At 59.8% G+C, this 25,207-nt stretch carries 22 protein-coding genes; 21 read left to right on the top strand and 1 reads right to left on the bottom strand.

Going from position 1 to position 25,207, the window contains the following annotated elements; translation table 11 throughout:
- The first annotated feature begins 65 nt into the window (after positions 1 to 65).
- Complete coding sequence (locus tag JX292_RS05470) at positions 66 to 812, top strand: imidazole glycerol phosphate synthase (protein ID WP_204862301.1); 747 nt, start codon at positions 66 to 68, stop codon at positions 810 to 812.
- On the top strand, positions 812 to 1,594 hold the full coding sequence (locus tag JX292_RS05475) for a HisA/HisF-related TIM barrel protein (RefSeq protein ID WP_204862302.1): 783 nt from the start codon (positions 812 to 814) through the stop codon (positions 1,592 to 1,594). Before JX292_RS05470 ends, JX292_RS05475 begins: the two co-directional genes overlap by 1 nt.
- A gap of 117 nt (positions 1,595 to 1,711) precedes the next feature.
- On the opposite strand, the gene JX292_RS05480 is transcribed toward JX292_RS05475, so the two are convergent.
- Positions 1,712 to 2,134: a DUF1844 domain-containing protein gene (locus JX292_RS05480; protein WP_204862303.1), complete on the bottom strand. Its 423-nt coding sequence runs from the start codon at positions 2,132 to 2,134 to the stop codon at positions 1,712 to 1,714.
- A 371-nt stretch (positions 2,135 to 2,505) separates the two neighbouring features.
- Here JX292_RS05480 and infC point away from each other — a divergent pair, with 371 nt between their 5' ends.
- The 19 genes from infC to tyrS all read left to right on the top strand — a co-directional run bounded on the left by infC (position 2,506) and on the right by tyrS (position 24,832).
- Positions 2,506 to 3,153: a translation initiation factor IF-3 gene (gene infC / locus JX292_RS05485; RefSeq protein WP_044142246.1), complete on the top strand. Its 648-nt coding sequence runs from the start codon at positions 2,506 to 2,508 to the stop codon at positions 3,151 to 3,153.
- Between the two features lie 197 nt (positions 3,154 to 3,350).
- A complete protein-coding gene (rpmI, locus tag JX292_RS05490) occupies positions 3,351 to 3,545 on the top strand; it encodes a 50S ribosomal protein L35 (RefSeq protein WP_004006287.1) in 195 nt (64 codons plus the stop codon).
- Positions 3,546 to 3,659: 114 nt separating this feature from the next.
- On the top strand, positions 3,660 to 4,040 hold the full coding sequence (gene rplT / locus JX292_RS05495) for a 50S ribosomal protein L20 (RefSeq protein WP_005507127.1): 381 nt from the start codon (positions 3,660 to 3,662) through the stop codon (positions 4,038 to 4,040).
- A 260-nt stretch (positions 4,041 to 4,300) separates the two neighbouring features.
- Positions 4,301 to 5,215 (top strand): TrmH family RNA methyltransferase, encoded by a 915-nt coding sequence (locus tag JX292_RS05500; RefSeq protein WP_239653657.1) that lies wholly within the window; start codon positions 4,301 to 4,303, stop codon positions 5,213 to 5,215.
- Positions 5,216 to 5,388: 173 nt separating this feature from the next.
- Positions 5,389 to 6,315 (top strand): cation diffusion facilitator family transporter, encoded by a 927-nt coding sequence (locus JX292_RS05505; RefSeq protein WP_204862306.1) that lies wholly within the window; start codon positions 5,389 to 5,391, stop codon positions 6,313 to 6,315.
- 18 nt (positions 6,316 to 6,333) lie between these two features.
- Complete coding sequence (locus JX292_RS05510; RefSeq protein ID WP_239653650.1) at positions 6,334 to 7,074, top strand: DUF421 domain-containing protein; 741 nt, start codon at positions 6,334 to 6,336, stop codon at positions 7,072 to 7,074.
- A complete protein-coding gene (locus JX292_RS05515) occupies positions 7,067 to 7,558 on the top strand; it encodes a (deoxy)nucleoside triphosphate pyrophosphohydrolase (RefSeq protein ID WP_204862308.1) in 492 nt (163 codons plus the stop codon). The genes JX292_RS05510 and JX292_RS05515 overlap by 8 nt, the downstream gene beginning before the upstream one ends.
- A 415-nt stretch (positions 7,559 to 7,973) precedes the next feature.
- On the top strand, positions 7,974 to 8,870 hold the full coding sequence (efeU, locus tag JX292_RS05520) for an iron uptake transporter permease EfeU (RefSeq protein WP_204862310.1): 897 nt from the start codon (positions 7,974 to 7,976) through the stop codon (positions 8,868 to 8,870).
- A 119-nt stretch (positions 8,871 to 8,989) separates the two neighbouring features.
- Positions 8,990 to 10,207 carry an iron uptake system protein EfeO gene (gene efeO, locus JX292_RS05525; RefSeq protein WP_204862311.1) on the top strand — a complete coding sequence of 406 codons (1,218 nt, stop codon included), beginning with the start codon at positions 8,990 to 8,992 and terminating at the stop codon, positions 10,205 to 10,207.
- 159 nt (positions 10,208 to 10,366) lie between these two features.
- Entirely contained in the window at positions 10,367 to 11,716 is a 1,350-nt protein-coding gene (gene efeB / locus JX292_RS05530; protein ID WP_204862313.1) for an iron uptake transporter deferrochelatase/peroxidase subunit, read from the top strand.
- 184 nt (positions 11,717 to 11,900) lie between these two features.
- The gene (locus JX292_RS05535) at positions 11,901 to 12,422 is read left to right on the top strand and encodes an ABC transporter ATPase (protein ID WP_204862315.1); all 522 of its coding nucleotides are present in this window, start codon (positions 11,901 to 11,903) and stop codon (positions 12,420 to 12,422) included.
- Positions 12,423 to 12,738: 316 nt separating this feature from the next.
- Positions 12,739 to 13,866: a phenylalanine--tRNA ligase subunit alpha gene (gene pheS / locus JX292_RS05540; protein ID WP_204862317.1), complete on the top strand. Its 1,128-nt coding sequence runs from the start codon at positions 12,739 to 12,741 to the stop codon at positions 13,864 to 13,866.
- A gap of 3 nt (positions 13,867 to 13,869) precedes the next feature.
- Positions 13,870 to 16,440, top strand: coding sequence for a phenylalanine--tRNA ligase subunit beta (pheT, locus tag JX292_RS05545; RefSeq protein WP_204862319.1), 2,571 nt, complete (start codon positions 13,870 to 13,872; stop codon positions 16,438 to 16,440).
- 218 nt (positions 16,441 to 16,658) lie between these two features.
- Positions 16,659 to 17,435 (top strand): hypothetical protein, encoded by a 777-nt coding sequence (locus tag JX292_RS05550; protein ID WP_204862321.1) that lies wholly within the window; start codon positions 16,659 to 16,661, stop codon positions 17,433 to 17,435.
- 350 nt (positions 17,436 to 17,785) lie between these two features.
- Positions 17,786 to 18,271, top strand: coding sequence for an arginine repressor (locus JX292_RS05555; protein ID WP_204862323.1), 486 nt, complete (start codon positions 17,786 to 17,788; stop codon positions 18,269 to 18,271).
- A 169-nt stretch (positions 18,272 to 18,440) separates the two neighbouring features.
- Positions 18,441 to 20,045 carry an AMP-binding protein gene (locus tag JX292_RS05560; protein ID WP_204862324.1) on the top strand — a complete coding sequence of 535 codons (1,605 nt, stop codon included), beginning with the start codon at positions 18,441 to 18,443 and terminating at the stop codon, positions 20,043 to 20,045.
- Between the two features lie 280 nt (positions 20,046 to 20,325).
- Positions 20,326 to 20,877 (top strand): adenine phosphoribosyltransferase, encoded by a 552-nt coding sequence (locus JX292_RS05565; protein ID WP_204862326.1) that lies wholly within the window; start codon positions 20,326 to 20,328, stop codon positions 20,875 to 20,877.
- 276 nt (positions 20,878 to 21,153) lie between these two features.
- Positions 21,154 to 23,406 carry a HelD family protein gene (locus JX292_RS05570; protein ID WP_204862362.1) on the top strand — a complete coding sequence of 751 codons (2,253 nt, stop codon included), beginning with the start codon at positions 21,154 to 21,156 and terminating at the stop codon, positions 23,404 to 23,406.
- A gap of 121 nt (positions 23,407 to 23,527) precedes the next feature.
- A complete protein-coding gene (tyrS, locus tag JX292_RS05575) occupies positions 23,528 to 24,832 on the top strand; it encodes a tyrosine--tRNA ligase (protein ID WP_204862328.1) in 1,305 nt (434 codons plus the stop codon).
- The last annotated feature ends 375 nt before the right edge of the window (positions 24,833 to 25,207 follow it).

Below are 25,207 nucleotides of genomic sequence, written 5' to 3' on the forward strand. Positions count from 1 at the left end.
GCCCGCCCGTTAGCAGATTGTGAATTAACGACAAACCGTCTACCGCACTACCCAAGGAACATGCGATGCCCATATCCTCGTCCTCTCATCCCCGTCAGGATGCTGTCTCCTCGCCGCGCCCCGTGGTCGCCGTTCTAGGGGACCCCGGAACTCACAGCGCCATGGTAAAGCTTCTTCGGGATTCGGGCGCGGAGGTCATTGTTACTGCCGAACCGTATCAGCTCCGTGAAGCCGACGGCATGGTGGTGGCTGGTCCTGCCGGATCCCTCGAGGCATACGATGAGCTAAAGGCCAAGGATGCTGAGCGTGTGATTGGGCGCCGCGTGGCCGGCGGCCGTCCCGTGCTCGCGGCCGGTGCCGCTATGAGCTGTCTTTTTGAAAGCGTCGCGGTGAACCACCCGCAGCTGGGCAGCGTGCAGGTTCAGGGCATGGGGGAGTGGCCCGGCGAGAGTGTGGAGCTGTCCACTCGGGACCTGGTTCCCGGCTCCTCCGCACTATCCCCCTCGCCCGACAGTCAGTTGCTCAAAGATCTTGAGGGCGAGGCGCGTTTCAAGTCTAAGCATGGTGTTTTTGAGTGGGTTTTTGATCAGAGCATTGACTACATCGCTCCGCCTTCGGTGAGCTGGACGGCAACCGAACCTCCCTATATTGCCGCGGTGGAGAACGGCCCGCTGACCGCTGTGCAGTTCTGCCCGGTGGTGTCCGGTGAGCTGGGTGCGGAATTTATGCGCCGCTGGGTGGAATCTCTCGCGGTGACCGGTCGGCTGTCGCTTACCCCGGATGAATCCGCTATCGGTGGGGAGGGCGCATAATGGCTCAACCTATCCTCGAACTTTTGCCGGCCGTCGATATCTCCGAGGGGTACGCGGTACGCCCGGTGGGCGGCACCCTGTCCGGGGGTGAGCGTCGCCTCGATCCGGTGGAGGCGGCGCTCACCTGGGTGGAAGCTGGCACCGACTGGATTCACTTGGTCGACCTTGACCTAGCCTTTGGGCGCGGTACTAACACCGAGGTTCTGGCGCAGGTTGTCACCGCCGTTCGTGCCTGCGCGGCCGAACGTGGCAAACCGGTGCGTGTTCAGGTGAGTGGGGGTGTTCGCGATGCCGAATCCCTGGAGCGAGCCCTGAGCCTCAATCCCGATCGCGTGAACGTGACCAGTGCGGCGCTGGCGGATTCCTCCTGGCTTGAGGGCACCCTGGCCCGCTACGCGGGTTCTGATCTTTTGGCTCTGGGGCTTGACGCCCGTTACGACCCTGAACGGGGCTGGGTGACGGTGGCCCGTGGAACCGACTGGTCGGGCCCCGGAGTTCCCGAAGCCTTGAGGTGGCTTGACTCGGTGGGCGTGTATCGTTACATCGTGACCGATGTTAGTAAAGATGGTTCCCTGGCGGGTCCCGGCGCGGAACTGCTGGATGAGGTGTTGGCCCAGACTGCCTGTCGAGTGGTGGCATCCGGTGGTGTGGCGTCGCTGGCCGATCTTGAGAAGTTGCGTGCCATGGTGCCTTCCGGCTTGGAGGGCGTGGTGTTGGGCAAGGCGCTGTATGTGGGAAACTTTAGCTTTGAGCAGGCCCTTAAGGTTGCTGGCTCCCGATAGGGTGGCTGTCTGCGCTTTCATGTCATGTATAGAAACGACGAAGCCCCGCCTCCTTCATTCGATGGAGTCGGGGCTTCGAGCTTAGTAAGCCGGATATGGCGTAGTGGACCGGGTGGTTTAGTAGACCGGGCCGGTCAGTTTCTCTCCGGGACCCATACCGGGCTCATCCGGGAAGGGGGATGCCTCGCGGAAAGCCAGCTGCAGGGTGCGCAGGCCGTCGCGCAGGGGTGCTGCGTGCTGGGAACCAATCTCGGGGGCAGCGGCGGTGACCAGGCCTGCCAGAGCGGTGATGAGCTTGCGTGCTTCGTCGAGGTCCTTGAGATCGTCGGCGTTCTCGTCGGCTGCGAGGCCGCACTTGACAGCCGCGGCGCTCATCATGTGGATGGCGGCGGAGCTGATGATTTCGATGGCGGGTACGTCTGCGATGTCGCGCAGCTGCTCGTTAACGGCCTCGACCTGCTCTTCGGTGAGTTCGGTGTGACCGTGGACGGGAGTTTCTTCTCCCGCGGTAAAGCGGAAGCTATTGTTTTCAGTGCTCATACCCCTAGAATCTCATATTTCGTTTATTTCGGTAAATGCGTTCACCCTGCGGTCTTAGGGCTCGCCATACTGCCCTATATGATGTTCCCCGATGCGGTCTCGCGTGGTGACTCGTCACGCAACGTTTATGGGGTAATACCCCTTGCGCCGTCGGGCGGTTCTGGGGTATGGTTGTAGACAGTTTGCAAGTGGAGCATGCCTCCCACCCGATTGGCCGTCGCAGGTTTCCCCTGGGATTTAAGGTGAATGGGTTCGTCCGCCGTTTTCGGCGTACGCTGGTTTGCGCCTCCGCTTGTGTAACTGCGGGGGCTTTTTTAGCGCCCGCAACGGATAGTATTCACGGGGAAACCCACAGAGCACAGGAGCTAGTCATTAGCGAACCACGCATTAACGATCGTATCCGCGTTCCCGAGGTCCGACTCGTCGGCCCCGGTGGCGAGCAGGTAGGCGTTGTCCCTCTGAAGGACGCTCTGCGCCTGGCTGAGGACGCCGAACTCGACCTGGTCGAGGTTGCCCCGAACGCGAAGCCGCCCGTGTGCAAGCTCATGGATTACGGCAAGTACAAGTACGAAGCCGCGATCAAGGCTCGTGAATCCCGCAAGAAGCAGGCAAACGCCGTTCTGAAGGAGATCCGTTTCCGCCTGAAGATTGATACCCACGACTACGAAACCAAGGTTGGACACGCTCGTCGTTTCCTCTCCGGTGGTGACAAGGTCAAGGCAATGATTCAGTTCCGCGGTCGTGAGCAGCAGCGCCCCGAGATGGGTGTGCGTCTGCTGGAGCGTCTGGCAGCTGAGCTGGCTGAGGTGAGCACCGTTGAGTCTCGCCCCCGTCAGGATGGCCGCAACATGGTGATGGTTCTGGCTCCGCTTCGCGGTAAGGCAGAGGCTCGCCGTGAGCAGGGCGCCGGCGGTCGCAAGGGTCGCGAGCGTATTGACACGACCAAGGCGAAGCCCGTTACCAACTCTCTGGCAGACGCTATGCCTGCCGAGCTGAAGGCACAGGCTTCCGCCGAGTAGGGAACCGGGTCGTCACTTTAGGATGGGCACGCGCCTCCACCGTTGGGTGGTTGAGCGGGTTCACCCGGTGCCGGTTCCGAGGCTCCTCGCAAGAGGCGCCTCACCTTTGGTCCTTGGGGCTGATACGTTCGCGTACGTAGCCCCACTAAGCTACCCCGCCGTTGTGGCGGGGGATGAATGTAAGGAGAACGGCAGCTATGCCGAAGCAGAAGACCCACTCTGGTGCTAAGAAGCGCTTCAAGCTCACCGGTAGCGGCAAGGTTAAGCGCCAGCAGGCGAACCGTCGCCACTACCTGGAGCACAAGTCCTCTCGTCTGACCCGTCGTCTGGCTTCTGACCAGATCGTTACCGGCGGCCAGGCAAAGGTTGTCAAGAAGATGCTGGGTAAGTAAGCACCGCTTACGCTCTGCACCTGGCGCACCGATAGGGGTGCGCACTGATTAAAGACTCGCTCCTGTTCAGCGTGATATGTGAGCTGTTCAGGACATAAGACGAAGGAGACACACGTGGCACGTGTGAAGCGCGCGGTTAACGCGCACAAGAAGCGCCGTACTATTCTCGACCGTGCATCCGGCTACCGCGGTCAGCGTTCTCGCCTGTACCGTAAGGCTAAGGAGCAGGTCACCCACTCGCTCGTTTACAGCTACGACCACCGTCGTAAGAAGAAGGGTGACTTCCGTCGCCTGTGGATTCAGCGTATCAACGCTGCTTCCCGCGCACAGGGCCTGACCTACAACCGCTTCATCCAGGGTCTGAAGGCTGCTGGTGTTGAGGTTGACCGCCGTATGCTGGCTGAGCTGGCCGTGAACGAGCCCGCTGCCTTCAACGCACTGGTTGAGATTGCTAAGAACAACCTGCCCGAGGACACCTCGGCTCCCAAGGCTTAATTGAGTCTAGGTTGTGTGTTCCGCTCCTCGGGAATCTAGGCCCGGGGTCGGTGCTCAAGCATCATGAGCGGCCGTCCGCACTGTTGAGTGTGGGCGGTCGCTTTTGCTGTATCTGCACCGCCCGTATCATGACGCAGGGCGGTGTTAGGCTTCTCGCATCCTTCGAGGGGTTTTTGTCCCGTGCGGGCATCTGCTGTGTCCTGCTTTACCTGTACCCTTAAGGGGTGAATTTTTTTGAACGTATTAGTACTCCCGTTGTGATGTCCAACCCGCAGGCTGACCGTGTGCGTGATATTGCGAAGCTTCGCACCCGCTCGGCCCGCACGAAGAAGGGCCAATTCCTGGTGGAGGGGCCGCAGGCTGTGCGTGAGGCTCTGAAGGCTCACCTGAAGAGCCCCGTCCTGGATGCCGTGTACGTTACGGAGGCCGCGTTCGACCGTCACGAGGATATTGCTGAGCTGCTGGAGCGGGTGTACGGCACCCCCACCCCCGAGGAGGGCCGCCGCGTTTTCATGCGAGTGGTGACCGAAGAGGTGCTGGCGGCTATGGCCGATTCGGTAAGCCCGCAGGGTATTATTGCGGTTTCCTTCATGGTGGACGCCTCCTTCTCGCTACTGTGGGGTGAGGGCGCGTTGAACCCGAAGCTGATTGCCGTGCTCTCTCGCGTTCAGGACCCCGGTAACGCGGGCACGATTCTGCGTGTTGCGGATGCTGCCGGTGCCGACCTGGTGATTACCACCAAGGGCTCGGTGGATTTGTACAACCCGAAGACGGTGCGTTCCACCGCGGGTTCGCTGTTTCATGTGCCGGTGATCCAGGGCGTGGAGCTTGAGGACTTCGCGGAGGACGTGAAGTCTCAGGGGACTGCGGTGCTGGCTGCTGACGGCTACGGTGCGGTGAACCTGCAGGAGCTGGCGGAGTACACTGCGGCTCGTCGCGCGGGTGTGGAGGCGAGCGCTCCGTCAGGCGTGAAGGGTAATTTTGATTTGTCCAAGCCGACGATGTGGCTTTTCGGGAATGAAGCGCAGGGTTTGAACGCCGAGGAGAAGGCGGCCGCTACGATGCGAGTGGCTGTGCCGGTGTACGGTTCGGCGGAGTCCTTGAATGTGGGTACCGCTGCGGCGGTCTGCCTGTACGCCTCGGCGATGGCGCAGCGCTCGACCACCCTGAGCTAATTTCCTGGGCTAATCACTTCGCGATGCGGCCCTTCGGCGAGCTGTGTTCGCCGGGGCTGTACCGGCCGAGGTTTTAGTCGTGCCCACCTCGGGCTTTTTCACAGACTTTTGAATAGCGTCGCCCCCGTTGGTTCCGTGCCTCTCGGGCTGGTGCGGCCTGCAGAAAGGTAACTATGTCTCAATCCAGTCATTCCGGTCATTCAGGAGCCGGAGCGATTATTGCCGCCCTGGGGGCGAATATCGGTATTGCCATCCTGAAGTTCTTGGCTTTTGCTCTGACCCGTTCTTCCTCGATGTTGGCCGAGGGTATCCATTCGCTGGCTGACTCTGGTAACCAGTTGCTGTTGCTGGTGGGTGGTCGCGCCTCCCGCAAGCAGGCCGATGAAGAGCATCCGTTCGGTTATGGCCGTAACCGCTACATTTATGCGTTTATTGTCTCGATTATTATTTTCTCGTTGGGCGGCTTGTTCGCCCTGTATGAGGGGTTCGAGAAGCTTCACGATCCGCACGGTATTACTGAGTGGCAGTGGGTTCCTGTAGCCGTGCTGGTGGGTTCGATTCTGCTGGAGGGTAATTCCTTCCGCGTGGCGGTCAAGGAATCCGGCGGCTTGAAGGGGCAGCAGAGCTGGTTGCGTTTCCTGCGCACCTCGAAGAACCCGGAGCTTCCGGTGCTTCTGCTTGAGGACGCGGGCGCGCTGGTTGGCCTGTTACTGGCCCTGGTTGGTGTGGGCATGACCCTACTGACCGGTAACGGTCTGTGGGATGCTTTCGGTACCCTGGCTATCGGTATTCTGCTGGTCTTCATCGCGGCGTTCCTGGCCGTGGAGATGAAGTCGCTGATTTTGGGTGAGGCTGCTTCGCCGGAGGATTTGGCGAAGATTCGTGCGGCGATTGAGGATGGCGACTCCGGTCGAATTATTCACATTAAGACCGTGCATTTGGGCCCCGAGGAGATTTTGGTGGCGGCAAAGATCCGCATCCATGATGCTGATACTGGTCGCGCGGTAGCTGATGAGATTGACGCGGCTGAGGTGCGTATTCGTGAGGCTGTTCCTGCGGCTCGCATTATCTATTTGGAGCCGGATATTTTCCGGGCTTAGTTCTAGGAGATTTTTGTTATGACCGTTGAGACGATTGTTGATGGTTTGCTGAAGATTTTCTGTGGCCTGATCATTATTTTGGTGTACCTGCGCCTGACTCACAGTTCTCAGGCGGGGCACCAGACCCCGATTGATACCATCGGCAATTTTGTTATCGGTGGTCTGCTTGGTGGCGTGCTGTATAGCACGCAGATTAGTCTGTTCTACTTCATCGTCTACCTGGTGTTTACGCTGTGCATGATTCAGCTGCTGAACGTGGCGACGACGAAGATTCGTTTTCTGCATATGGCGGTGCGTGAGCAGCGTGTGCCGGTCATTACCGACGGTGATATTGATATTAAGAGCTTCCAGCAGTCCGATGTGGTTCTTGACCCGATGCATCTGATTGCTGACCTGCGTGCGCAGGGTATTTATGACCTGGAAGAGATTGAGTTCGCTCAGATTGAGCCGAATGGTGCGCTGAGCGTGATCCGTAAGGGCGATGGTGCGCCGAACTTTGCTCTGATTGTGAAGGGCAAATTGGTCACTCGTGATATTGCGGATGCTCACAAGACCGAGGACTGGGTGCGATTGCAGTTGCGTGCGGCGAAGGTTGAACTTGAGGATGTCTTCCTGATGGAGTTCAAGAACGGTAACCGTCTGCTGATTCTGCTCAATGATGGCACTACCATTCGCCGTGAGGTCGCTGAGGCTTCGAATATGAACGATGAGCAGATGGAATGGGTAGAAGGCGTAGAAGAAGGTAATAAAGATGAGTGAAGTATCGCCCTCGTTTGAGGTTCAGGTGGTTGGTGCCGCCATTGTTGATTCTTTGGAGGCGCCGACCCGTATGCTGGTGGCTCAGCGTTCTGCCCCGCAGACTGTTGCCGGCCTGTGGGAGTTTCCGGGCGGTAAGGTTGAACCGGGGGAGAGCTGTGAGCAGGCGCTGGTGCGTGAGCTGACAGAGGAGCTGGGTGTGCAGGCGCGTCTGGGTGCTGAGGTGCCCGGTGCGTACCCGCAGGGTTGGCGCCTGAATGAGCGCCTGGCGATGCGTGTGTTCTTCGCTGAGATTCTTTCGGGTACTCCGGAGACTCTGGAGGACCACAGTGCTCTGCGGTGGATGCCGCTTCCTCCGGTGGGGGAGGGAATCCTTGAGGCTGTGGAGGCCGCTGAGATTCTGGCGCTACCGTGGATTCCTGCTGACTTTCCGATTGTGGAGGCGCTCTTGCGTCAGCTCGGTCGGCTTGGGACGGGCGAAAGCTAAGGGTGAGCGCTTCGCTGGCAGAGGCTGCTCAGGTAGTCGTCGCGGCGTCTTGGCGGAATGTAATGGCGTTCATGTGACGTAATATTTTCGTTCGAATAGTATTTTTCTCAGCTTTTTTTAAAAGTCCACGTGGGGTGGGGCTCCGATGCGGAGCCCCACCCCACGTGTATTTTTATGCGTGAAACATAACTTAAAACTAAGTCTAGCCTATCTTTATTGTCAGTTATGTATTCATTTGCTGTAAAGATATGCTGACAACTTGTATTGGTGGGAGGGCCTTGATGTGGGTGAAGGCTCGGCTGGCCTTCGAGTCGCTCAGACAGAGTGTTCAGTAGTGTCGTCAAACGCACCATTTTCCTCGTACTCTTAAGAAGTCAATTAGGATAAAAAAATATGTTGATTTGGTGATACTGACATGAATTTTTGGGGAGCCTTCCTCGGAAACTTTCTGATAGGCCTACGCGAAGGCCTTGAAGCGGCCCTGGTGGTCGGAATCCTCCTGGCCTACATCCGCAAGACAAAGCGAACCCACCTGCTCACACCCATGTGGTTAGGCGTGGCGGTCGCGGTCATCATCTCTCTCAGCTTTGGGGCGCTACTCACCTTCGGCCCCGAAACCCTCACCTTCGAGGCACAGGAAGCTATCGGCGGCTCCCTGTCCATCATCTCAGTCGGCTTCGTCACCTGGATGATTTTCTGGATGGCAGAAAACGCCCGCCTGCTCTCTGCCGAACTCAAGGAAAAACTGGACGCCGCGCAGACCAGCGCCTGGGCGGTCATCCTGCTCGCTGCTCTTTCGGTAGGCCGTGAGGGTCTCGAAACCACCCTGTTCATTTGGTCGGCCACCCGCACCGCCGGCCAGGAGGCGAACGCAACCCCCATGCTCGGCGCTCTCGTCGGTATCCTGGTTGCCATCCTCATGGCCTGGGCCATGATGCGCGGTATGATGCGCATCAACCTCTCCCGTTTCTTCACTATCACCGGTGCATTCCTGGTGATTGTGGCGGCCGGGGTGCTCTCCTACGGTATTCACGACCTGCAGGAGTCGGGCATCCTGCCTGGCCTCAATAACACCGCGTTTGAGTCCTACCACTACATCGACCCGAGCGGTTTTGTGGGTACCCTGCTCAAGGCAGTGTTCAACCTGTCCTCGACCACCACCTGGCTTGAGGCCGGTGCCTGGATCCTGTACGTGGGTATCGTGATGCCGCTGTTCATCCGTGCGCAGCGTCCGGGTCTGAAGGTTTCGGCTAAGAAGCCGGTGGCGAAGCCTGAAGCTGAAAAGACGGTAGCCTCGGGTTCTCAGAGCTAGAGCTAACCCGCTCGGATGAGCCTGCATGAGCCCGAATGGCTCACCAATCATCCCCCAGAAATATCCCCTCAAGGTGCGACAAAGAACCGTCGCCAACACATACACAATAAGGAGAAACCATGCGTAAGACTTTCGCCTCCGCAGGTGCACTGCTCTCGGTCGGTGCGCTCGCCCTGACCGGCTGCACCCCCAACAACCAGAACGTAGCGTCCTCCGCTTCGGGCGCCGCATCCTCCGATGGCACCATTAACGTCACCGCAAGCGACAACGCCTGCAAGTTGTCGGCTACCACCGTCAAGGCTGGCACCGTGACCTTCAAGGTTAAGAACGAGGGCACCAAGGTCAACGAGTTCTACGTGCTTGGCGCTGACGGCCTGCGCATCGTCTCCGAGGTGGAGAACATTGGCCCGAACCTCAGCCGCGACCTGACCGTGGAACTGCCCGAGGGTAGCTACAAAACCGCCTGCAAGCCCGGCATGGTCGGCGACGGTATCCGCGGTGACTTCACCGTGACCAAGAACGAGAAGGCTCCCTCGATTTCCGCCGACGAACAGGCCCTGCGCGACACCGCAGTTACCCAGTACACCGCCTACGTTAAGGACCAGGTCGAGGCACTGAAGACCAAGACTGAGCAGTTTGCTGAGCTATACACCGCCGGTAAGGACGACGAGGCGAAGGCCCTGTACTCCTCAGCTCGCATGCACTACGAACGCATCGAGCCCGTGGCTGAGTCCTTCGGCGATTTGGACCCGGCACTGGATGCCCGCCAGGCAGACGTTGAAGAGGGTAAGGAGTGGACCGGCTGGCACAAGATTGAGAAGGACCTGTGGCAACCGACCGCCGAAAATAACGGCGGTAAGAAGTACACCCCGCTGACCAAGGAACAGCGCGCGGAGGTCGCCAAGAAGCTGGTGGAAGACACCCAGAAGCTTTACGACGAGGTGCACTCCTCCAACTTCAAGCTTGAGGCATTCCAGATTTCTAACGGCTCGAAGGAACTGCTGGACGAGGTCTTCAACACCAAGATCAGCGGTGAGGAAGAGACCTGGTCGCACACCGACCTCTCGGATTTCCAAGGCAACATTGATGGAGCCCGCGTGGCCTACGAGGGTGTTCTGCCGATTCTGAAGCAGAAGGACCCGAAGCTGGCTCAGGACATCGAGAAGAAGTTTGAGGCCGTGCAGAAGCTGCTCGACAAGTACAAGAAGGGTGACAGCTACACTCTGTACAACGAGCTGACCAAGGACCAGGTCCGCGAGCTGTCCGACGCTGTAGAGGCTCTGTCCGAGCCGGTGTCGAAGATGACCGAGGTCGTCACCGGTTCCGCGGCGAAGTAGCACATCGTACGGTAGCGGCCCGCTAAAACGGATGCGCTACCTGTAGCCGGGTGGGGGAACATTGAGCCCCCGCCCGGCTGGGGCCTTTATGGGCTCCGTTTCTCCCATAGATTTACCGCGCTCTCACATATTCACCACAGCACAGAAGAAAGGCTTCCCATGCCTACCGACCGCAATTCCCATACCACTGAAACAACCCCGGAGGCACACCACGAGACTTCCCGCACCGCCGGTACCACCCGTCGCGGCGCGTTGGGCGTAGCACTTGCTGGCGCCGGAGCCTTGGGGGCGTTAGGCGCGCTCGCCGGATGCGCCAGCCCAGCCTCCAACAACCACAACCAGGCCGCGGCCTCGAATTCAGCCTCGGGCGCCTCGAACGACTCTCACCCCTTCTACGGTGAGCACCAGAGCGGTATCTCCACCGAGGTGCAGGACCGCATGTACTTCGTGGCGCTGAACCTGAAGACCACCGACCGTGAAGAGATTCGTTCCCTTTTCCAGGAGTGGACGAAGGCCTCCGCAAAGATGCAGGCTGGCGAGGTCGTGGGGGAGGAACGCTCCTACGAGGCACCGCCTAAGGATACGGGCGAGGCTATGGATCTCTCCGCCGCACATCTGACCATCACCTTTGGCCTGGGCCGTAGCTTCTTTGTCGACGAAAATGATAAGGACCGCTTCGGCTTCGCCAGCAAGCTACCGGAGGCGCTTGTGCGCATCCCGCATATGACCGGGGACGCGCTGGAGGCGCAGCGTAGCGACGGCGACCTGTGCATCCAGGCCTGTGCGGACGACCCGCAGGTGGCCTTCCACGCGATTCGCAACCTGATTCGCATCGCTGGTGGCCGCGCCGTGGTGGCCTGGCAGCAGCTGGGCTTCGGGCGTACCGCCTCCACGACCACCACACAGGTGACGGCGCGTAACCTCTTCGGCTTCAAGGACGGCACGAACAACTTGAAGGTTGAGGATCCGGACCTGCTGAAGAAGCACGTGTGGACCTCCTCGCAGAATTCGGCGAACAGCCCGGCGTGGATGGAGGGCGGTAGCTACCTGGCCGCGCGCCGCATTCGTATGAAGATTGAGACATGGGACCGCACCCGACTGCGTGAGCAGGAGGAGATTGTGGGCCGTACCAAGACGACCGGTGCCCCGCTCTCTGGCGGTGATGAGTTCACCAAGCTCGATTTTTCGGCGATGGGTCGCTCCGGCCCCCTGATTCCTGCGGATTCCCATGTGCGTCTGATGCATCCGGATCAGAACCAGGGTGTGCAGATTCTGCGTCGTGGCTTCAACTACACTGATGGCGCTGATGAGTTGGGACGCCTGGATGCGGGTCTGTTTTTCATCGCTTACGTGTGTGATCCGCGTACCCATTTCATTCCGATGCTGAGTAAGATGACCGCTTCAGATGCGATGAGTGAGTACCTGCGCCATACCGGTAACGCTCTTTTCGCGGTACCGCCCGGGGTGAAGGACGAGAACGACTACATCTGCTCGGGCCTTTTTAGCTAGGTCTGCTCAGCGTGGACAGGCTTGGTTTGATGCTCTGATACTGTGCGACGTGCCGACGAACCATTCGATGGGAGGTTCGCCGGCACGTCGCCATATGTGAGCTCAACACGGGTGTTTTCTTTGGAAACCTCTTACCAACCGGGTAGTATTGAGGGAGAAATCACATCCAATTTGGGAGACAATGATGACTGCTCAACCTCCGTACGACCCGAATGCGTACCGTTCCGACGCGGTACCATCGGATACCCAAGCTATCTACATTCAGGAAGGTGGCTCCAAGCCTGGTGGGATTCTGTTCCATTCGCCGACTAAGCACCCCAAGATTCTGCACCTGCAGGAGATTATGATTGTTTCCGCGCTGATTTGCTTTATTCACGGCATCATTTCCTCGTTCGCGCCGGACAATCTGTCTCCGTTGAAGGGCCTGCCGGAGTTCGGCATCGTGGGCGGCCTGGGATTGCTCATTGGCTCGGCTATCGTGTACACGTGGGTGTACGTCACGATTCAGAAGGGCAAGCGCCAGGGCCTGACCGTCGGCCTGATCTTCGCGATTCTCGGTGCTTTCGTCGCAATTCTCTCGCTGATTGGCAACGTGATTGACGCTCAGCGCTACGGTTTTGTGCCGCTGTACGCTGCATGGTTTATCGCTAACGTGCTGTGGATTCGCGCGTCCTTCGACCCCGAGGTCAGGGAAATGCTGGCTTAACCGTTGTTGCCGCGATGACCCGTTTGGTGAATATGCCGCCGCGGGATGCGCGCCTCTGTTGGCTCCACGCCTTATCAAAGCATCAGAGCGCCCGGATGGACTATCCGGGCGCTCTGATGCTTTCGCATTGTTCTCTGGTCTAAAATGGGTAGGATATGCGCCCGCAGACCCTACCGGGATGCTCCGCCTCTGACCCGCTCGGTACCCGCCGTGCCTGAGGTAGTTTGGTGAGCTCTCGCGGTTCCGCGGTGCAGCCCCATAGTGACAACCAGCCGACCGGCCTCAACGCGCCGGTGGTACGCAGAGAAGAGTGACAATGACCGATTCCGTGCAGGAACACGAGGGCCCGAAGGGTCCGGCTCAGGTCCTCGCCAACATTGCGCAGGTCCTGGAGAACAACCCCGAAAAGGGTCTGGACGCCGTTCGTGAGGCATTTGAGGCCGAGCGAGAGCGCGCCAAGCAGGAGATTCGCGAGAAGGCAAAAGACTTTGACAGCCTCAAGGAGGTGCGCCTGAGCTTCTTCGGTGAGAAGGGCATCATGAGCGTTGCCAACCGCCAGATGCGCGACCTTCAGAACCAGCACAAGGGCCCCGTGGGCAAACTGCTGGGTCAGGCCCGCGCCGCACTGACCGAGGTTATTGAGGCTCGCACCAAGGAGCTGGAGGCTGAGCGTGAGGCCCGCATCCTGGCCGAGGAGACCGTGGATATGTCAGCCGCATCCTCGCGCCGTTCCCTGGGTGGCCGCCACCCCATCGCTCTGATGCAGGAGCGCCTGACCGACATTTTCGTCGGCATGGGCTGGGAGGTTGCCGATGGCCCCGAGCTGGAGTCCGAGTGGTACAACTTTGACGCTCTGAACATTAAGCCGGACCACCCGGCTCGCGAAATGCAGGACACCTTCTACGTTGAGCCGAAGAACGCTCACCTGCTGTTGCGCACCCACACCTCCCCGGTGCAGATGCGTTCGATGCTCTCGCGCGAGTTGCCCCTGTACATCGTGTGCCCCGGCCAGGTGTACCGCACCGACGAGCTGGACGCCACCCACACTCCGGTCTTCCACCAAATTGAGGGCCTGGCCGTGGATAAGGGCCTGACCATGGCCGATTTGAAGGGCACCCTGGAGTACATGGCCCGCGCCATGTTCGGCGAAGAGGCTAAGATTCGCTTGCGCCCGAATTTCTTCCCCTTCACCGAGCCCTCCGCTGAGCTGGACCTGTGGCACCCCAACGCCAAGGGTGGCCCCCAGTGGATTGAGTGGGGTGGTTGCGGCATGGTGAACCCGAACGTGCTGCGTGCCGCCGGCATCGATCCCGAGGAGTACTCGGGATTTGCGTTCGGTATGGGTATTGAGCGTACCCTCATGTTCCGTAACAACGTCGCCGACATGCACGACATGGTCGAGGGCGACATCCGTTTCTCTGAGCAGTTCGGGATGGAGATTTAAATTATGCGTATTCCCCTGTCATGGCTGCGCGAGTTCGTGCCGGTCGCCGAGGATGCTTCGGCTGAAGATTTGATGGCAACCCTGGTGAAGGTTGGTCTGGAAGAAGAAGACGTTCACCGCCCCACCGACGAGATGTCGGGCCCGATTGTGGTAGGCCAGGTTCTCTCGATGGAACCCGAAACCCACTCCAACGGCAAGACCGTGAACTGGTGCCAGGTGCGTGTGGTTCCGGAGGGCCAGGAGCAGACCCTGACCGGCAAGGGCATCGAGCCCTCCGGCGTTCAGGGCATTATCTGCGGTGCCCACAACTTCAAGCCCGGCGACAAGGTCGTCGTGACTCTGCCCGGTGCCGTGTTGCCCGGTGGTTTCGCGATTACCGCCCGCAAGACCTACGGCCACAAGTCGGCCGGCATGATTGCCTCGACCCGCGAGCTGGGTATCGGCGACGACCACGGCGGCATTCTGGTGCTCTCGACCCTGGGCCTGGACCCCGAGGTCGGCACCGATGCGATGGAACTGCTGGGCCTGTACGACCAGGCTGCCGAGGTGAACGTGACCCCGGACCGCGGTTACGCTTTCTCCCTGCGCGGTATCGCCCGCGAGTGGTCCCACGCAACCGGAACTCCCTTCGAGGACTTTGTGCTTGCCTACGGTGAGCGCGCTCCCGAGGCGAACTCCTCCGGCCACCCGGTGGCCCTGCGCGACGACGCCCCGATTCACGGTAACCCGGGTTGCGTGCGCTTCGTGATGCGCGAGGTTTCCGGCGTGAAGGCCGAGATTCCGGTTCCGACCTGGATGTCCTCGCGTCTGCGTCTGGCCGGTGTGCGTTCGCTGTCGCTACCCGTCGACATCTCCAACTACGTGATGCTGGAGACCGGTCAGCCCCTGCACTTCTACGATGCCGATAAGGTCCAGGGCGAAGTCGTGGTGCGCCGCGCGGTGGCCGGCGAGAAGCTGGTGACCCTGGACGGCGTGGAGCGTACCCTGCACCCCGAGGACATCGTGATTGCCGATGACTCGGGCGTGATCGGTCTGGCCGGTGTGATGGGCGGCGCCTCGACCGAGGTGACCGACTCGACCACCCGCATCCTGATTGAGGCTGCTCGTTTTGATGAGGTGTCGGTGGCTCGTACTGCTCGCCGCCACAAGCTGATTTCTGAGGCATCGAAGCGTTTTGAGCGTGGCGTTGATCCGCAGATTCAGGCAGCTGCCGCCCAGCGTGCCGTGGAGCTACTGGTCGAGCTGGCCGGCGCCCAGGCTGAGCCGGGCGTCACCGACGAGACCCTCGGTTATGAGCCGGTCGTCATCGAGCTGCCCGCCGAGTACACCGCCGGCCGCATCGGCGTGGACTACTCCCCGGAGCAGATTGAGTCGAGCCTGCGCGAGATTGGTTGCTCGATGGAGCGCACCGAGTCCGGTTACCTGGTGGCCGTTCCTTCCTGGCGCCCCGACCTGCGCGCTAAGGAAGACCTGACCGAGGAAATCGCCCGTATCGACGGCTACGAGAACATCCCCTCGACCCTGCCGGTGGCTCCCGCGGGCCGCGGCTACACCCCGGAGCAGGCAGGTAAGCGCCGCGCCCTGAACGCGCTGGCCGCCGCCGGTCTGACCGAGGTCTTCGCCTACCCCTTCGTCTCGGCTGAGGCGAACAACTTGTGGTCGGCTCCGTGGGTCAGCACCCCCGAGAACCCCGTAACCGAGGTGCCCTCGATTCGCCTGGAGAACCCGATTTCTTCGGCCGAGGGCTGGATGCGCCGTTCGCTGCTGCCCGGCCTGGTTGAGGTGCTCAAACGTAACCTTTCCCGCGGCTTTAAGAACCTGGCCATCTTCGAATCCGGCCACGTGTTTATCCCGGGTGAGAAGCTGGGCTCTGACTCTATTCCGCCGCTGGGTGCTCGTCCTTCGGATGAGGTTCTGGCGGACCTGAACGCCGGCATCCCGAAGCAGCCCTCGTTTATTGCCGGCCTGTTCTCCGGCGCCGAGCACGAGGTGATGCCCGGTGCGGCTCCGCGTCCTTATGACTGGCGTGATGCCCTGGATGCTGTGCGTCTGGTGGCTGATGCCGTATCTGCGCCGATTACCGTGCGTAACGGCGCGCATTCCGCGTTCCACCCGGGCCGCGTGGCTGAGGTGCTGGACGCGAACGGCGAGCGCATTGGTTTTGCCGGTGAGTTGCACCCGAAGCTGCTGCAGGAGCTGAACCTGCCGGAGCGTACCTGCGCCTTCGAGCTGGATTTCTCGGCCCTGTTTGCGCACCGCGTCGAGGTGCATCAGGCTGTTTCGGTGCTGACCTACCCGGCGGCAACCCAGGATGTGGCTCTACTGGTGGACCGCGGTGTGCCCGCTTTTGAGGTGGAGCGCGTGCTGCGCGAGGGTGCTGGTGAGTTGCTGGAGGATATCCGTGTGTTCGATGATTACCGCGGTACCGGCATTGACGAGTCGAAGAAGTCCCTGGCGTTCGCGCTGCGTTTCCGGGCACCGGATCGCACTCTGACTGCGGATGAAGCTTCCGCCGCTCGAGAGGCAGCCGTGGCGGCTGCTGTTGAGCAGCTGGGCGCTGAGGCTCGCGTCTAGTTGAGGCTGAGCGATGTTGACGGGGTGGGGGCTTCGGCTCTCACCCCGTTTGCGTGAACGCCTGCACCTGTAGTGCTGATGGCGCATCCGCCGATTTGGTATTTGAATCTGCGTGTTTGGCCTCGTCAGGTAAAGAATAAAGTGTGAGTTTGTTCTTTTATTGGTGATGCTTCGCGGTAATGGGTACCCTAGAAGGTAGACGATTTGAGGGAGAGATAATGGCTAACCGAGAGAGCTCGCATAATCGCCGTTTGCAGAATGAAGATTCTGCAACTAATCATTCCGAGGATTTCCGCTACGAGGAGTCCGATGAGTTTGATGCTGAGTACAAAGAGTATGACGACTACGAAGAGTATGACGACGATGAGGAAAACGCCTCCCTCTTTGCGATGAGCGAGGATGAGCTGGAGGAGCGTCCCGGTGTGAACTGGCTGTCGGTGCTTTCGGCTGTCGTCGCGGTGGTCCTGGCCATTATTCTGGCGGTTGTGGGTGTGCGTTCCTTCGCCTGGGTGAATACGAATGCTAACTATGCCGGTCATAGCTGGGTGATGCAGGGAACCTACCAGGATTTGACTCCCGACCTGATTACCAAGGAGAACGTTGCGCGGTACAAGGGCAATCTCCCTGCTGACGATGCGCTCAATGGCAAGATCTACGTGTCGAATCTGAAGGATAAGTACAAGGTCAATTCCAGCGCTACGGTGGAATTCCGTGGGTCGCAGACCGGTGACGTCCCGGCTGACTTCCCGCGTGAGGTGGACGGCTTGCTGGTTGAAAATAATGGCCAGCTTGAGGTTGTTTACACCGCCGAGAAGGGCACGTTGAAGCCCGTGACCGAGGGGCAGGTGACCGGTCATCGCGTGGCTGGCATTGCAAGTATTATCGGTGCGGTTCTGGTGTTGCTGGGCGGCATGGTGTTTGCCGTGTGGCTGAACCGTCGTTCCCGTAACGTGGAGTACGAGGACTTGGACGGTCTGGTGGATAACGAGGACTAACCGATTCGTCCGTTCAAATGATTTTGTGGGGGCCCGCCTCCTGCGCAGGCACGTGATGAGCGTGGCCGGTGCGGGGAGCGGGCTTTCGCTATGTTTCGGGAAGCTCCGCTCTATGCATAACTCGTGAGGTTATACGTTTGGATGCGTATTTGCGAGGCGCGATGCGGCGGCTGGGGCGTACATATTGTGAGATTACGGGGCGGATTCCCCTATAAATATGAGAATAATCCATATTTATGACGCATATTTATGTGTATATGTATTATCTTGGGTAGAGAGGACGCTACCCGTTCCGCCGACGGATGGGAAGGTCCACACTCGTGATTGGCACCGTAGGAAGAAGAGATAACATGCCTTTCCCCTCGACCAAGATCGCGCGTCAGGCCCGCATCGTTGAATTGCTGCAGACCCGACGTGTACGTTCCCAGGCTGAACTGGCGCAGTACCTGACCGACGACGGTATGAAGGTTACCCAGGCCACCCTTTCCCGTGATCTTGTTGAAATTGGGGCCGAGCGTATCCGTGATGAGGGCGCTGGCCTGATTTATGCTGTCCCGAACTATCCGGCGCGCCGTGGTGGTGGTACCGCACCGGACGCCCGCATGATTTCCCTGTTTAAGGAGCTACTGATTACCGCTGAGGGTTCGGCAAACATCACGGTGTTGCGTACTCCTCCGGGGGCGGCTCAATTCATGGCCTCCTCGATTGATCAGAGCGGCATGGACGCCGTCCTGGGTACGATTGCTGGAGACGACACCGTAATAGTGATTACCCGTGACCCCAGTGGCGGGGCTGCGCTGGCTGAAAGCTTCCTGGACTGGTCGGCAGCCCAGTAGTGTGTGAGGGGTGTGTCTTGGGCCTTCCCGATGAATGAATCGGTGGCTCCGGATGCACCCCCGTTGTGTGTCCGGCTCATGGTGAGTGCACCTGGATGCCGAGAGCCCGCATGAGGGCTTTAAACTACAGACGAAGACGATACGAACAACACCGCAGGAGAACTCAACGATGACTTCCACACTCCGTGACCCCTCGCAGGCTGGGCCTTCGGCCCGGAATAATATCGCCTCAATTCTGGTGGAGGCGACCGCGGCCTCCCCGCACAAGGCCGCGCTCGCGTTGCCTGTGGGGGGTGATGCCTCCGAGCCTTCCTCGTTGCTGAGCATCGGTTATGGCGAATTGGCCTCCGCAGCGGCCGAGGTGCAACGGTATCTGGGGGCCTTGGGTGTGGAATCTGGCGACCGGGTGGCCCTGTCTATGCCGAACGTGCCGCTGATGCCTGCCCTCTACTACGGTATTGCTGCGCGCGGGGCGATTTGTGTGCCGCTCAACCCTCTGTTGTCGGGCGCGGAGCTGGAGTATCATCTGGAAGATAGCGGCGCGAAGGTGCTCTTCGCCTTTGCGGGCACTCGTCTGGCGCAGGAGGCCGCTTCGACGGTGCCGGTGAAGAACGGTTCGGTGCGGTGTGAAATTTTTGAGCCCTCCGCATCCCCCTTGGCGCCCTTTGATGGGGTGGATGGTCCGCTGGCACCCGCCGCGGTGAAGGAGCAGGATCCTGCGGTTATCCTGTATACCTCGGGTACGACCGGCCGCCCGAAGGGAGCGACCCTCAGCCACGCGAACATCCTCTCGAACGCCCGTAGCTGTGTGGAGGTTTTTGGTTTCACCGCCGAGGACGTCATCTTTGGCGGCCTCCCTCTCTTCCACGCATTCGGCCAGACGGTATCGATGAATGCGGCTTTTGCGGCTTGCGCGACGGTGGCTTTGCTTCCGCGCTTTACGCCCGATCACGCGTTGAGCCTGGTTGAGTCAGCTGAGGTATCGGTGTTGGCGGCCGTGCCGAGTATGTATATTTCTCTTGCGGCCCTCATGGCTGAACACCCGGAGCGTTGCGCCCGCCTCCGCGGTATGGTGCGCTTCGGCATTTCGGGTGGTTCGGCTCTGCCTGCTCCGGTGCATGAGGCCTGGAAGAACCTGGCCGATTGCACCGTGTACGAGGGCTACGGCCTGAGCGAGACCTCGCCCGTGGTTTCCTTCAACCAGGCGGCCTTCGGCATGGTGCTCGGTTCGGTGGGTCGCGTCCTGCCCGGTGTGCAGGTTCAGGTGCGTGACTCCGCGGGTGTCGAGTGCCCGACGGGGGAGAGCGGCCAGCTGTGGGTGCGCGGCGAGAACGTGATGCTCGGTTACTGGAATAACCCCGAGGCAACCGCCAGCGTGTTCGACGGTGAGTGGTTTGCAACCGGTGACGTGGCTCGCCTGGATGCCGACGGCAATATCTTTATTGTGGACCGCATCAAGGACATGGTGCTACGCAACGGATACTCGGTGTACCCGCGCGAGATTGAGGATGTGCTGTACACCCACGATTCGGTGCAGTCTGTAGCGGTGCTGGGCGTGCCGGATGAGCGCGTGGGAGAGGAGATTGTGGCCGTCGTGGTGTTGCGGGCTGGAGCCGACTGGGGTGTGGTGCAGGCGGAGCTCAATGCGCTGGCCCGAAGTCGCCTTGCGGCCTACAAGTATCCGCGTCGATACGTGGCGGTGGATGCGATGCCTCTGGGACCGACCGGAAAGATTCTGAAGAGGGATTTGCGTTCGAAGCTGGCGGAGTCCTAAGAGCACAGAGCCCTAAAAGCACCGGCTCCTAAGAACCGGAGGGTCCTAAGCCCCGGTGCTTCCCGGGCCTCACAACCCCGGCCTCCTCACATGAGGAAGCGGCCGGGGCTTTGTACGTGAACCTCGCGTCAATCTCACGTCGACGCCGACTAATGCGGGTGACAGGCAGGCGTGTAGAGGAAAAAAGGGCAGGAACAGAGTAGAATTCTCTAGGCGGCCTGTGCCGCAGCAGACGATTCCGGGCCGTTCGGGCCCGACGCCACCCCACGAAAGAGAGAGCATGAGCGTTCCCGCTTCTGAGGCTACCCCCATCGAACAGCGCATCCCCGCGGCCTGTGCCACGATTCAGGATTACCCGCACGAGGGCATCCTCTTCTACGATGTGACGACTCTCTTCGCCAATCCTGAGGTGTTTAAGGCCTGCATCGATGAGCTGGCGCACCGGTTCGATGGTGAGTTTGATGTGGTTGCCGGTGTGGAGGCTCGCGGTTTTCTGCTGGCATCGGCCCTGGCTTACGCTACGGGCAAGGGCATTATGACGATTCGTAAGGCCGGCAAGTTGCCCCGCGAGACTTACCGTGAGGAGTACGCGCTCGAGTACGGTACTGCGGCTATCGAGATTCACTGTAGCGACTTTGCGCCGGGTACCCGTGTGCTAATCCTGGACGATATCCTGGCGACCGGCGGCACCTTGGAGGCGGCGGTGAAGCTCGTGGAGCGTGCCAAGCTTAAAGTGGCTGGTGTGGCGGCCCTGCTGGAGCTAGACGGCTTGGGTGGCCGCGAGGCGCTGGCCGGCTATCGTGTTGAGACTCTGAGCTTGGTTTCTGAGTAGCGGTTCTGGGCTGCGGCCTGATAGCGGATTCCGCACTACTTCTTTCTGCTGTAGAAGGCAGAGTCAAAGGTGCCCTTTCCGATGCTTTCGGGAGGGGCACCTCGTCGTCTGGCCGGCCTCTTTGAGAGCCGTCATATTTCTGGGCTCGAGAGCCCATCCTGTAGAATAGTGACCCGTATTTTTAGGTACCGGTTACGGCGCCGCACTGAGACGCACGATGTTTAAGGAGCTTGCGTGTCATCTGAATCCCAGTCCCACCGGCCCGAGGAATCCTCGATGGCTGAGCAGCTATTTGCCGAGCAGATGGCTGCTGAGCGTGAGTACGTGTCCCGCGTATACGCTCGTCTGGATGAGCTACGCGAAGAGACCGCTCAGAAGTTGGCGGATGTGCGTAAGAACCAGGCGGTGGGCGGGCACCAGAACCGTTCGGAGCGCGATTCTTTCGCGACCTATTACGAGGATCGTCTGGCTCAGCTGAACGCCGTGGATTCTCGTTTGACTTTCGGTCGCCTGGACATGGACCGTGAGGGTGCTGATGCGGTGCGCTACATCGGACGCATCGGCATTACCGACGGAAATCAGCGTCGCCTTCTCATGGACTGGCGCGCCCCCGAGGCGGGTACGTTCTACCAGGCGACTGCTTTCCAGCCGATGGGTGTGCGCCGCCGCCGCCATCTGATGCTTGAGGGCCGCATTGTCGCGAATATTGAGGACGAGGTCTTCGATGAGGCCATGCTGGAGGATTCGGAGGCCCTGCACGGTGAGGGCGCTCTGCTGGCGGCGTTGAATAAGAAGCGTACCGGCCGCATGGGCGATATCGTGGCGACCATTCAGGCCGAGCAGGATGCAATCATCCGCTCGGAGCTGCCGGGCGTGCGCGTGGTCCAGGGTGGTCCCGGTACCGGTAAGACCGCTGTGGCGCTGCATCGTGCGGCGTATCTGCTGTATACGAACCGTGAGCGCCTGTCGAAGGCTGGAGTGCTGGTGGTTGGTCCGTCGAATTCGTTCATGTGGTATATCGAGCGTGTGCTTCCGTCGCTGGGTGAGACCGGCGTGGTGATGTCTTCGTTGGCGACCCTGTACCCGGGTCTGCGCGCTGTGCCTGAGGAAGACCGTGCAGTGGCCGCTCTGAAGGGCGATTTGCGCATGGTCAAGGTTATTAAGCGTGCGGTGGCGGATCGTCAGAAGGTGCCGGCTCAGGTTCAGCGTCTGAATGTTGAGGGAACGGATGTCGAGCTGACTCCCGAGATGGTGCGTTCGGCTCGTTCTCGCGCTCGCTCGACCGGCAAGCCGCACAACGAGGCTCGCGAGACCTTCGTGAAGATTCTGTTGAAGGAGCTGACCGCTAAGCTGGATAATCAGCTGAACCGTGCGGCGGGCCGCGTGGTGGAGCGCCCGTACCTGCAGGATGATGTGCGCGCCTCCTTGGATGTGCGCCGCGCCCTGAATCTGGCGTGGATGCCGCTCTCGCCCGAGACCCTGTTGCGTTCGTTGTTCTCGAAGCCTCATTACCTGGAGTCTGCGACCCGCGAGTTGTCGAAGGCTGAGCGTGCTCTGCTGGCTCGCCCGGCGGACGCTCCCTTTACCGAGGCCGATGTCCCCCTGTTGGATGAAGCTGCTGAGCTTTTGGGTGATTTTTCGAAGGTGACCGGTGCGGCTGCGGCGGCTCGTGCTACGGCGGAGCATCGTGCGAACCTTGAGAATGCGGCGAAGGCGCTGGAGAATGTTCACCAGTCGCTGGAGGATATTGGCGCTGATGGCGTGATTACTCCTGAGCAGATTGCGATGATGAATGAGGTTCGTGGCGAGCGTATGACTGCTGCGGCTGCGGCTTCTGCTGATCGTACGTGGGCGTATGGCCATATTGTGGTGGATGAGGCGCAGGAGCTCTCACCCATGCAGTGGCGTCTGCTGATGCGTCGTTGCCCGATGAAGTCGTTTACGATTGTGGGCGATATTGCTCAGGCTTCTTCTGCTGCGGCTGCATCCTCGTGGTCGCAGGCATTGGAGCCGTTTGTGAAGGAGCGTTTCACTTTGGAAGAACTGACGATTAATTACCGTACTCCGGCTCAGATTGCTGAGGCGGCGGTGTCGGTTGCTCAGGCTGCTGGTTATGAGGTGTCTGCGCCTCGTGCTGTGCGTGAGGGCAAGTGGCCTCCGCTGATTTATGAGGTTGCCCCCGATGCCGTGGTGGAACAAACCGTGTCCGTGGTGAGCGATGAGGTTGCCCAGTCCGGCGGCGCGCTTATCGGCGTGATTTGCCCGCCGAGCCTGTACCTTGAGACGGCTCGGGCCGTGGCTCGTGCGCACGCCGATCGCACGGGTACCGCGCAGACGGCGTTGGAGAATCAGGTGCTGGTTCTGACTCCGTGGGAGGCGAAGGGTCTGGAGTTTGATGTTGTGGTGATTGTTGAGCCGCAGCAGCTGATTGATGATGCTGATGGTGCTGTGGGTGATTTGTACGTGTCGATGACTCGTCCGACTCAGCGCCTGCACATGGTGGGTTCGCGGATGCCCGCGGGCTTGTAGCCGTATCCTTGCATCCGCCGTCGGGCGTTTGTTCTGAGCGTTTGTGATGGTGCGGTGCTAGGCTTGTTACATATTTTGTTCGAGCGCCTTTGGGCGTTGTTACCTTGTGAATGGGAGAAGCATGTCTGCCGAGATCCTCAACGCGCAGCATAACGACGATACCTTCGAGAATATTTGGCAGGAGCTAAAGTGGCGCGGTCTGGTGCATGTGAGCACTGATGAGGCTGCCCTGGAGAAGGCGCTGAGTGAGGAGACCCTGACTTTCTACACGGGTTATGATCCGACCGCGGCTTCGCTGCACCTGGGCCACCTGGTGCAGCTGCTGGTGATGCGTCGTCTGCAGCTGGCGGGTCACAAGCCGCTGGGTTTGGTGGGTGGTTTCACCGGTTTGATTGGTGATCCGCGTCAGACGTCTGAGCGTGTGCTGAACTCTCCGGAGGTTGTTGCTGAGTGGGTTAAGTCTCTGCGTGCTCAGATTGAGCGTTTCCTGTCTTTCGAGGGTGAGAACGCTGCCCGCATGGTGAATAACTTGGACTGGAGCGGTCAGATGTCTGCTCTGCAGTTGCTGCGCGATGTTGGTAAGCATTTCCGCGTGGGCACCATGGTGAAGAAGGAGATTGTTGCGAAGCGCCTGAACTCTGATGAGGGCATTTCGTACACTGAGTTTTCGTACCAGATTCTGCAGGGCCTGGACTTCTTGGAGCTGAACCGTCGTTTCGGCTGCACCTTGCAGACCGGTGGTTCTGATCAGTGGGGTAACCTGACCAGCGGTACCGAGCTGATTCGTAAGGTGGAGGGTAAGAGCGTTCACGCTATTGGTACTCCGCTGATTACTAACTCTGACGGCACCAAGTTCGGTAAGAGCGAGGGTAACGCTATTTGGCTGAACCCGCAGATGTGCTCGCCGTACGCTTTCTACCAGTTCTGGCTGAACACCGCGGATGCGGATGTGGTGGATCGTCTGAAGGTGTTCACCTTCTTGACTCGTGCTGAGATTGCTGAGTTTGCCGAGAAGGTTGAGAAGGAGCCGTTTAAGCGTGAGGCTCAGAAGACTCTGGCGTACCTGGTGACTTCGCTGGTTCACGGTACTGAGGCTACTGATCAGGCTGTGGCTGCTTCGGAGGCTTTGTTTGGTAAGGGCGATTTCGCTGCGCTGGACGAGGCTACCCTGGAGTCTGTTGTGGCTGAGCTTCCTTCGGCTAAGCTGTCCGAGGATCGTCTGGACATGATTTCTGTTCTGACTGAGCTGGGCTTTGCGAAGTCTAACTCTGAGGCTCGTCGTATTCTGAAGGAGGGCGGCGCTTCGGTGAACGGTGTGAAGGTTCAGGGTGAGGACGCCACCATCTCCAAGGATGACCTGTTGCACGGTCGTTTTGCGATGGTTCGCCGCGGTAAGAAGAACCAGGGCGCTGTAGAGCTGATCTAGTACAGAGCTGATTTAGCCTTCTCGATACATATAGATGGGGAGGAGTTCTTCTCTGCTGAGTGTTCAGTACTGAGTGTTTAGTACTGAATGTTCGGCGGGGGAGTGCCCCTCCTTTTCTGTTTCCTATGTACGTTCCCTATATAGACAGAGCCCCTCCGTCAGGAGGGGCTGTTCTTGTATCATTCTGCTGCCCTCTGGCTCTGGGGTTTCTTGGTTTGTCTTTGTTGGCGAGGGCTTTGGGTGCCTTTCGGCCCAGTTTTGGGGCTCCCGAGAGGGAAATTCGCAGATTTTTGAGGTCTTTTGGAAGTTTTTTGGAGATTTTTTGGCACGCCTGAAACGTACTGACTAGGTATTTTGGTGTTTGGGTGGGTGTTT

The organism is Rothia mucilaginosa (assembly GCF_901875305.1).
In the GTDB taxonomy this organism is placed as follows: Bacteria; Actinomycetota; Actinomycetes; order Actinomycetales; family Micrococcaceae; genus Rothia.

What these genes read in the sequence shown, in the direction of transcription:
- JX292_RS05535 (WP_204862315.1), top strand. Translation starts at nt 11,901, where the DNA reads ATGACTGCTCAACCTCCGTACGACCCGAATGCGTACCGTTCCGACGCG.
- pheS (WP_204862317.1), top strand. Translation starts at nt 12,739, where the DNA reads ATGACCGATTCCGTGCAGGAACACGAGGGCCCGAAGGGTCCGGCTCAG.
- JX292_RS05480 (WP_204862303.1), bottom strand. Translation starts at nt 2,134, where the DNA reads ATGAGCACTGAAAACAATAGCTTCCGCTTTACCGCGGGAGAAGAAACT.
- JX292_RS05550 (WP_204862321.1), top strand. Translation starts at nt 16,659, where the DNA reads ATGGCTAACCGAGAGAGCTCGCATAATCGCCGTTTGCAGAATGAAGAT.
- JX292_RS05565 (WP_204862326.1), top strand. Translation starts at nt 20,326, where the DNA reads ATGAGCGTTCCCGCTTCTGAGGCTACCCCCATCGAACAGCGCATCCCC.
- efeB (WP_204862313.1), top strand. Translation starts at nt 10,367, where the DNA reads ATGCCTACCGACCGCAATTCCCATACCACTGAAACAACCCCGGAGGCA.
- JX292_RS05555 (WP_204862323.1), top strand. Translation starts at nt 17,786, where the DNA reads ATGCCTTTCCCCTCGACCAAGATCGCGCGTCAGGCCCGCATCGTTGAA.
- pheT (WP_204862319.1), top strand. Translation starts at nt 13,870, where the DNA reads ATGCGTATTCCCCTGTCATGGCTGCGCGAGTTCGTGCCGGTCGCCGAG.
- JX292_RS05475 (WP_204862302.1), top strand. Translation starts at nt 812, where the DNA reads ATGGCTCAACCTATCCTCGAACTTTTGCCGGCCGTCGATATCTCCGAG.
- JX292_RS05510 (WP_239653650.1), top strand. Translation starts at nt 6,334, where the DNA reads ATGACCGTTGAGACGATTGTTGATGGTTTGCTGAAGATTTTCTGTGGC.
- JX292_RS05515 (WP_204862308.1), top strand. Translation starts at nt 7,067, where the DNA reads ATGAGTGAAGTATCGCCCTCGTTTGAGGTTCAGGTGGTTGGTGCCGCC.
- JX292_RS05505 (WP_204862306.1), top strand. Translation starts at nt 5,389, where the DNA reads ATGTCTCAATCCAGTCATTCCGGTCATTCAGGAGCCGGAGCGATTATT.
- rpmI (WP_004006287.1), top strand. Translation starts at nt 3,351, where the DNA reads ATGCCGAAGCAGAAGACCCACTCTGGTGCTAAGAAGCGCTTCAAGCTC.
- efeO (WP_204862311.1), top strand. Translation starts at nt 8,990, where the DNA reads ATGCGTAAGACTTTCGCCTCCGCAGGTGCACTGCTCTCGGTCGGTGCG.
- JX292_RS05570 (WP_204862362.1), top strand. Translation starts at nt 21,154, where the DNA reads ATGGCTGAGCAGCTATTTGCCGAGCAGATGGCTGCTGAGCGTGAGTAC.
- JX292_RS05470 (WP_204862301.1), top strand. Translation starts at nt 66, where the DNA reads ATGCCCATATCCTCGTCCTCTCATCCCCGTCAGGATGCTGTCTCCTCG.
- efeU (WP_204862310.1), top strand. Translation starts at nt 7,974, where the DNA reads ATGAATTTTTGGGGAGCCTTCCTCGGAAACTTTCTGATAGGCCTACGC.
- JX292_RS05560 (WP_204862324.1), top strand. Translation starts at nt 18,441, where the DNA reads ATGACTTCCACACTCCGTGACCCCTCGCAGGCTGGGCCTTCGGCCCGG.
- JX292_RS05500 (WP_239653657.1), top strand. Translation starts at nt 4,301, where the DNA reads ATGTCCAACCCGCAGGCTGACCGTGTGCGTGATATTGCGAAGCTTCGC.
- tyrS (WP_204862328.1), top strand. Translation starts at nt 23,528, where the DNA reads ATGTCTGCCGAGATCCTCAACGCGCAGCATAACGACGATACCTTCGAG.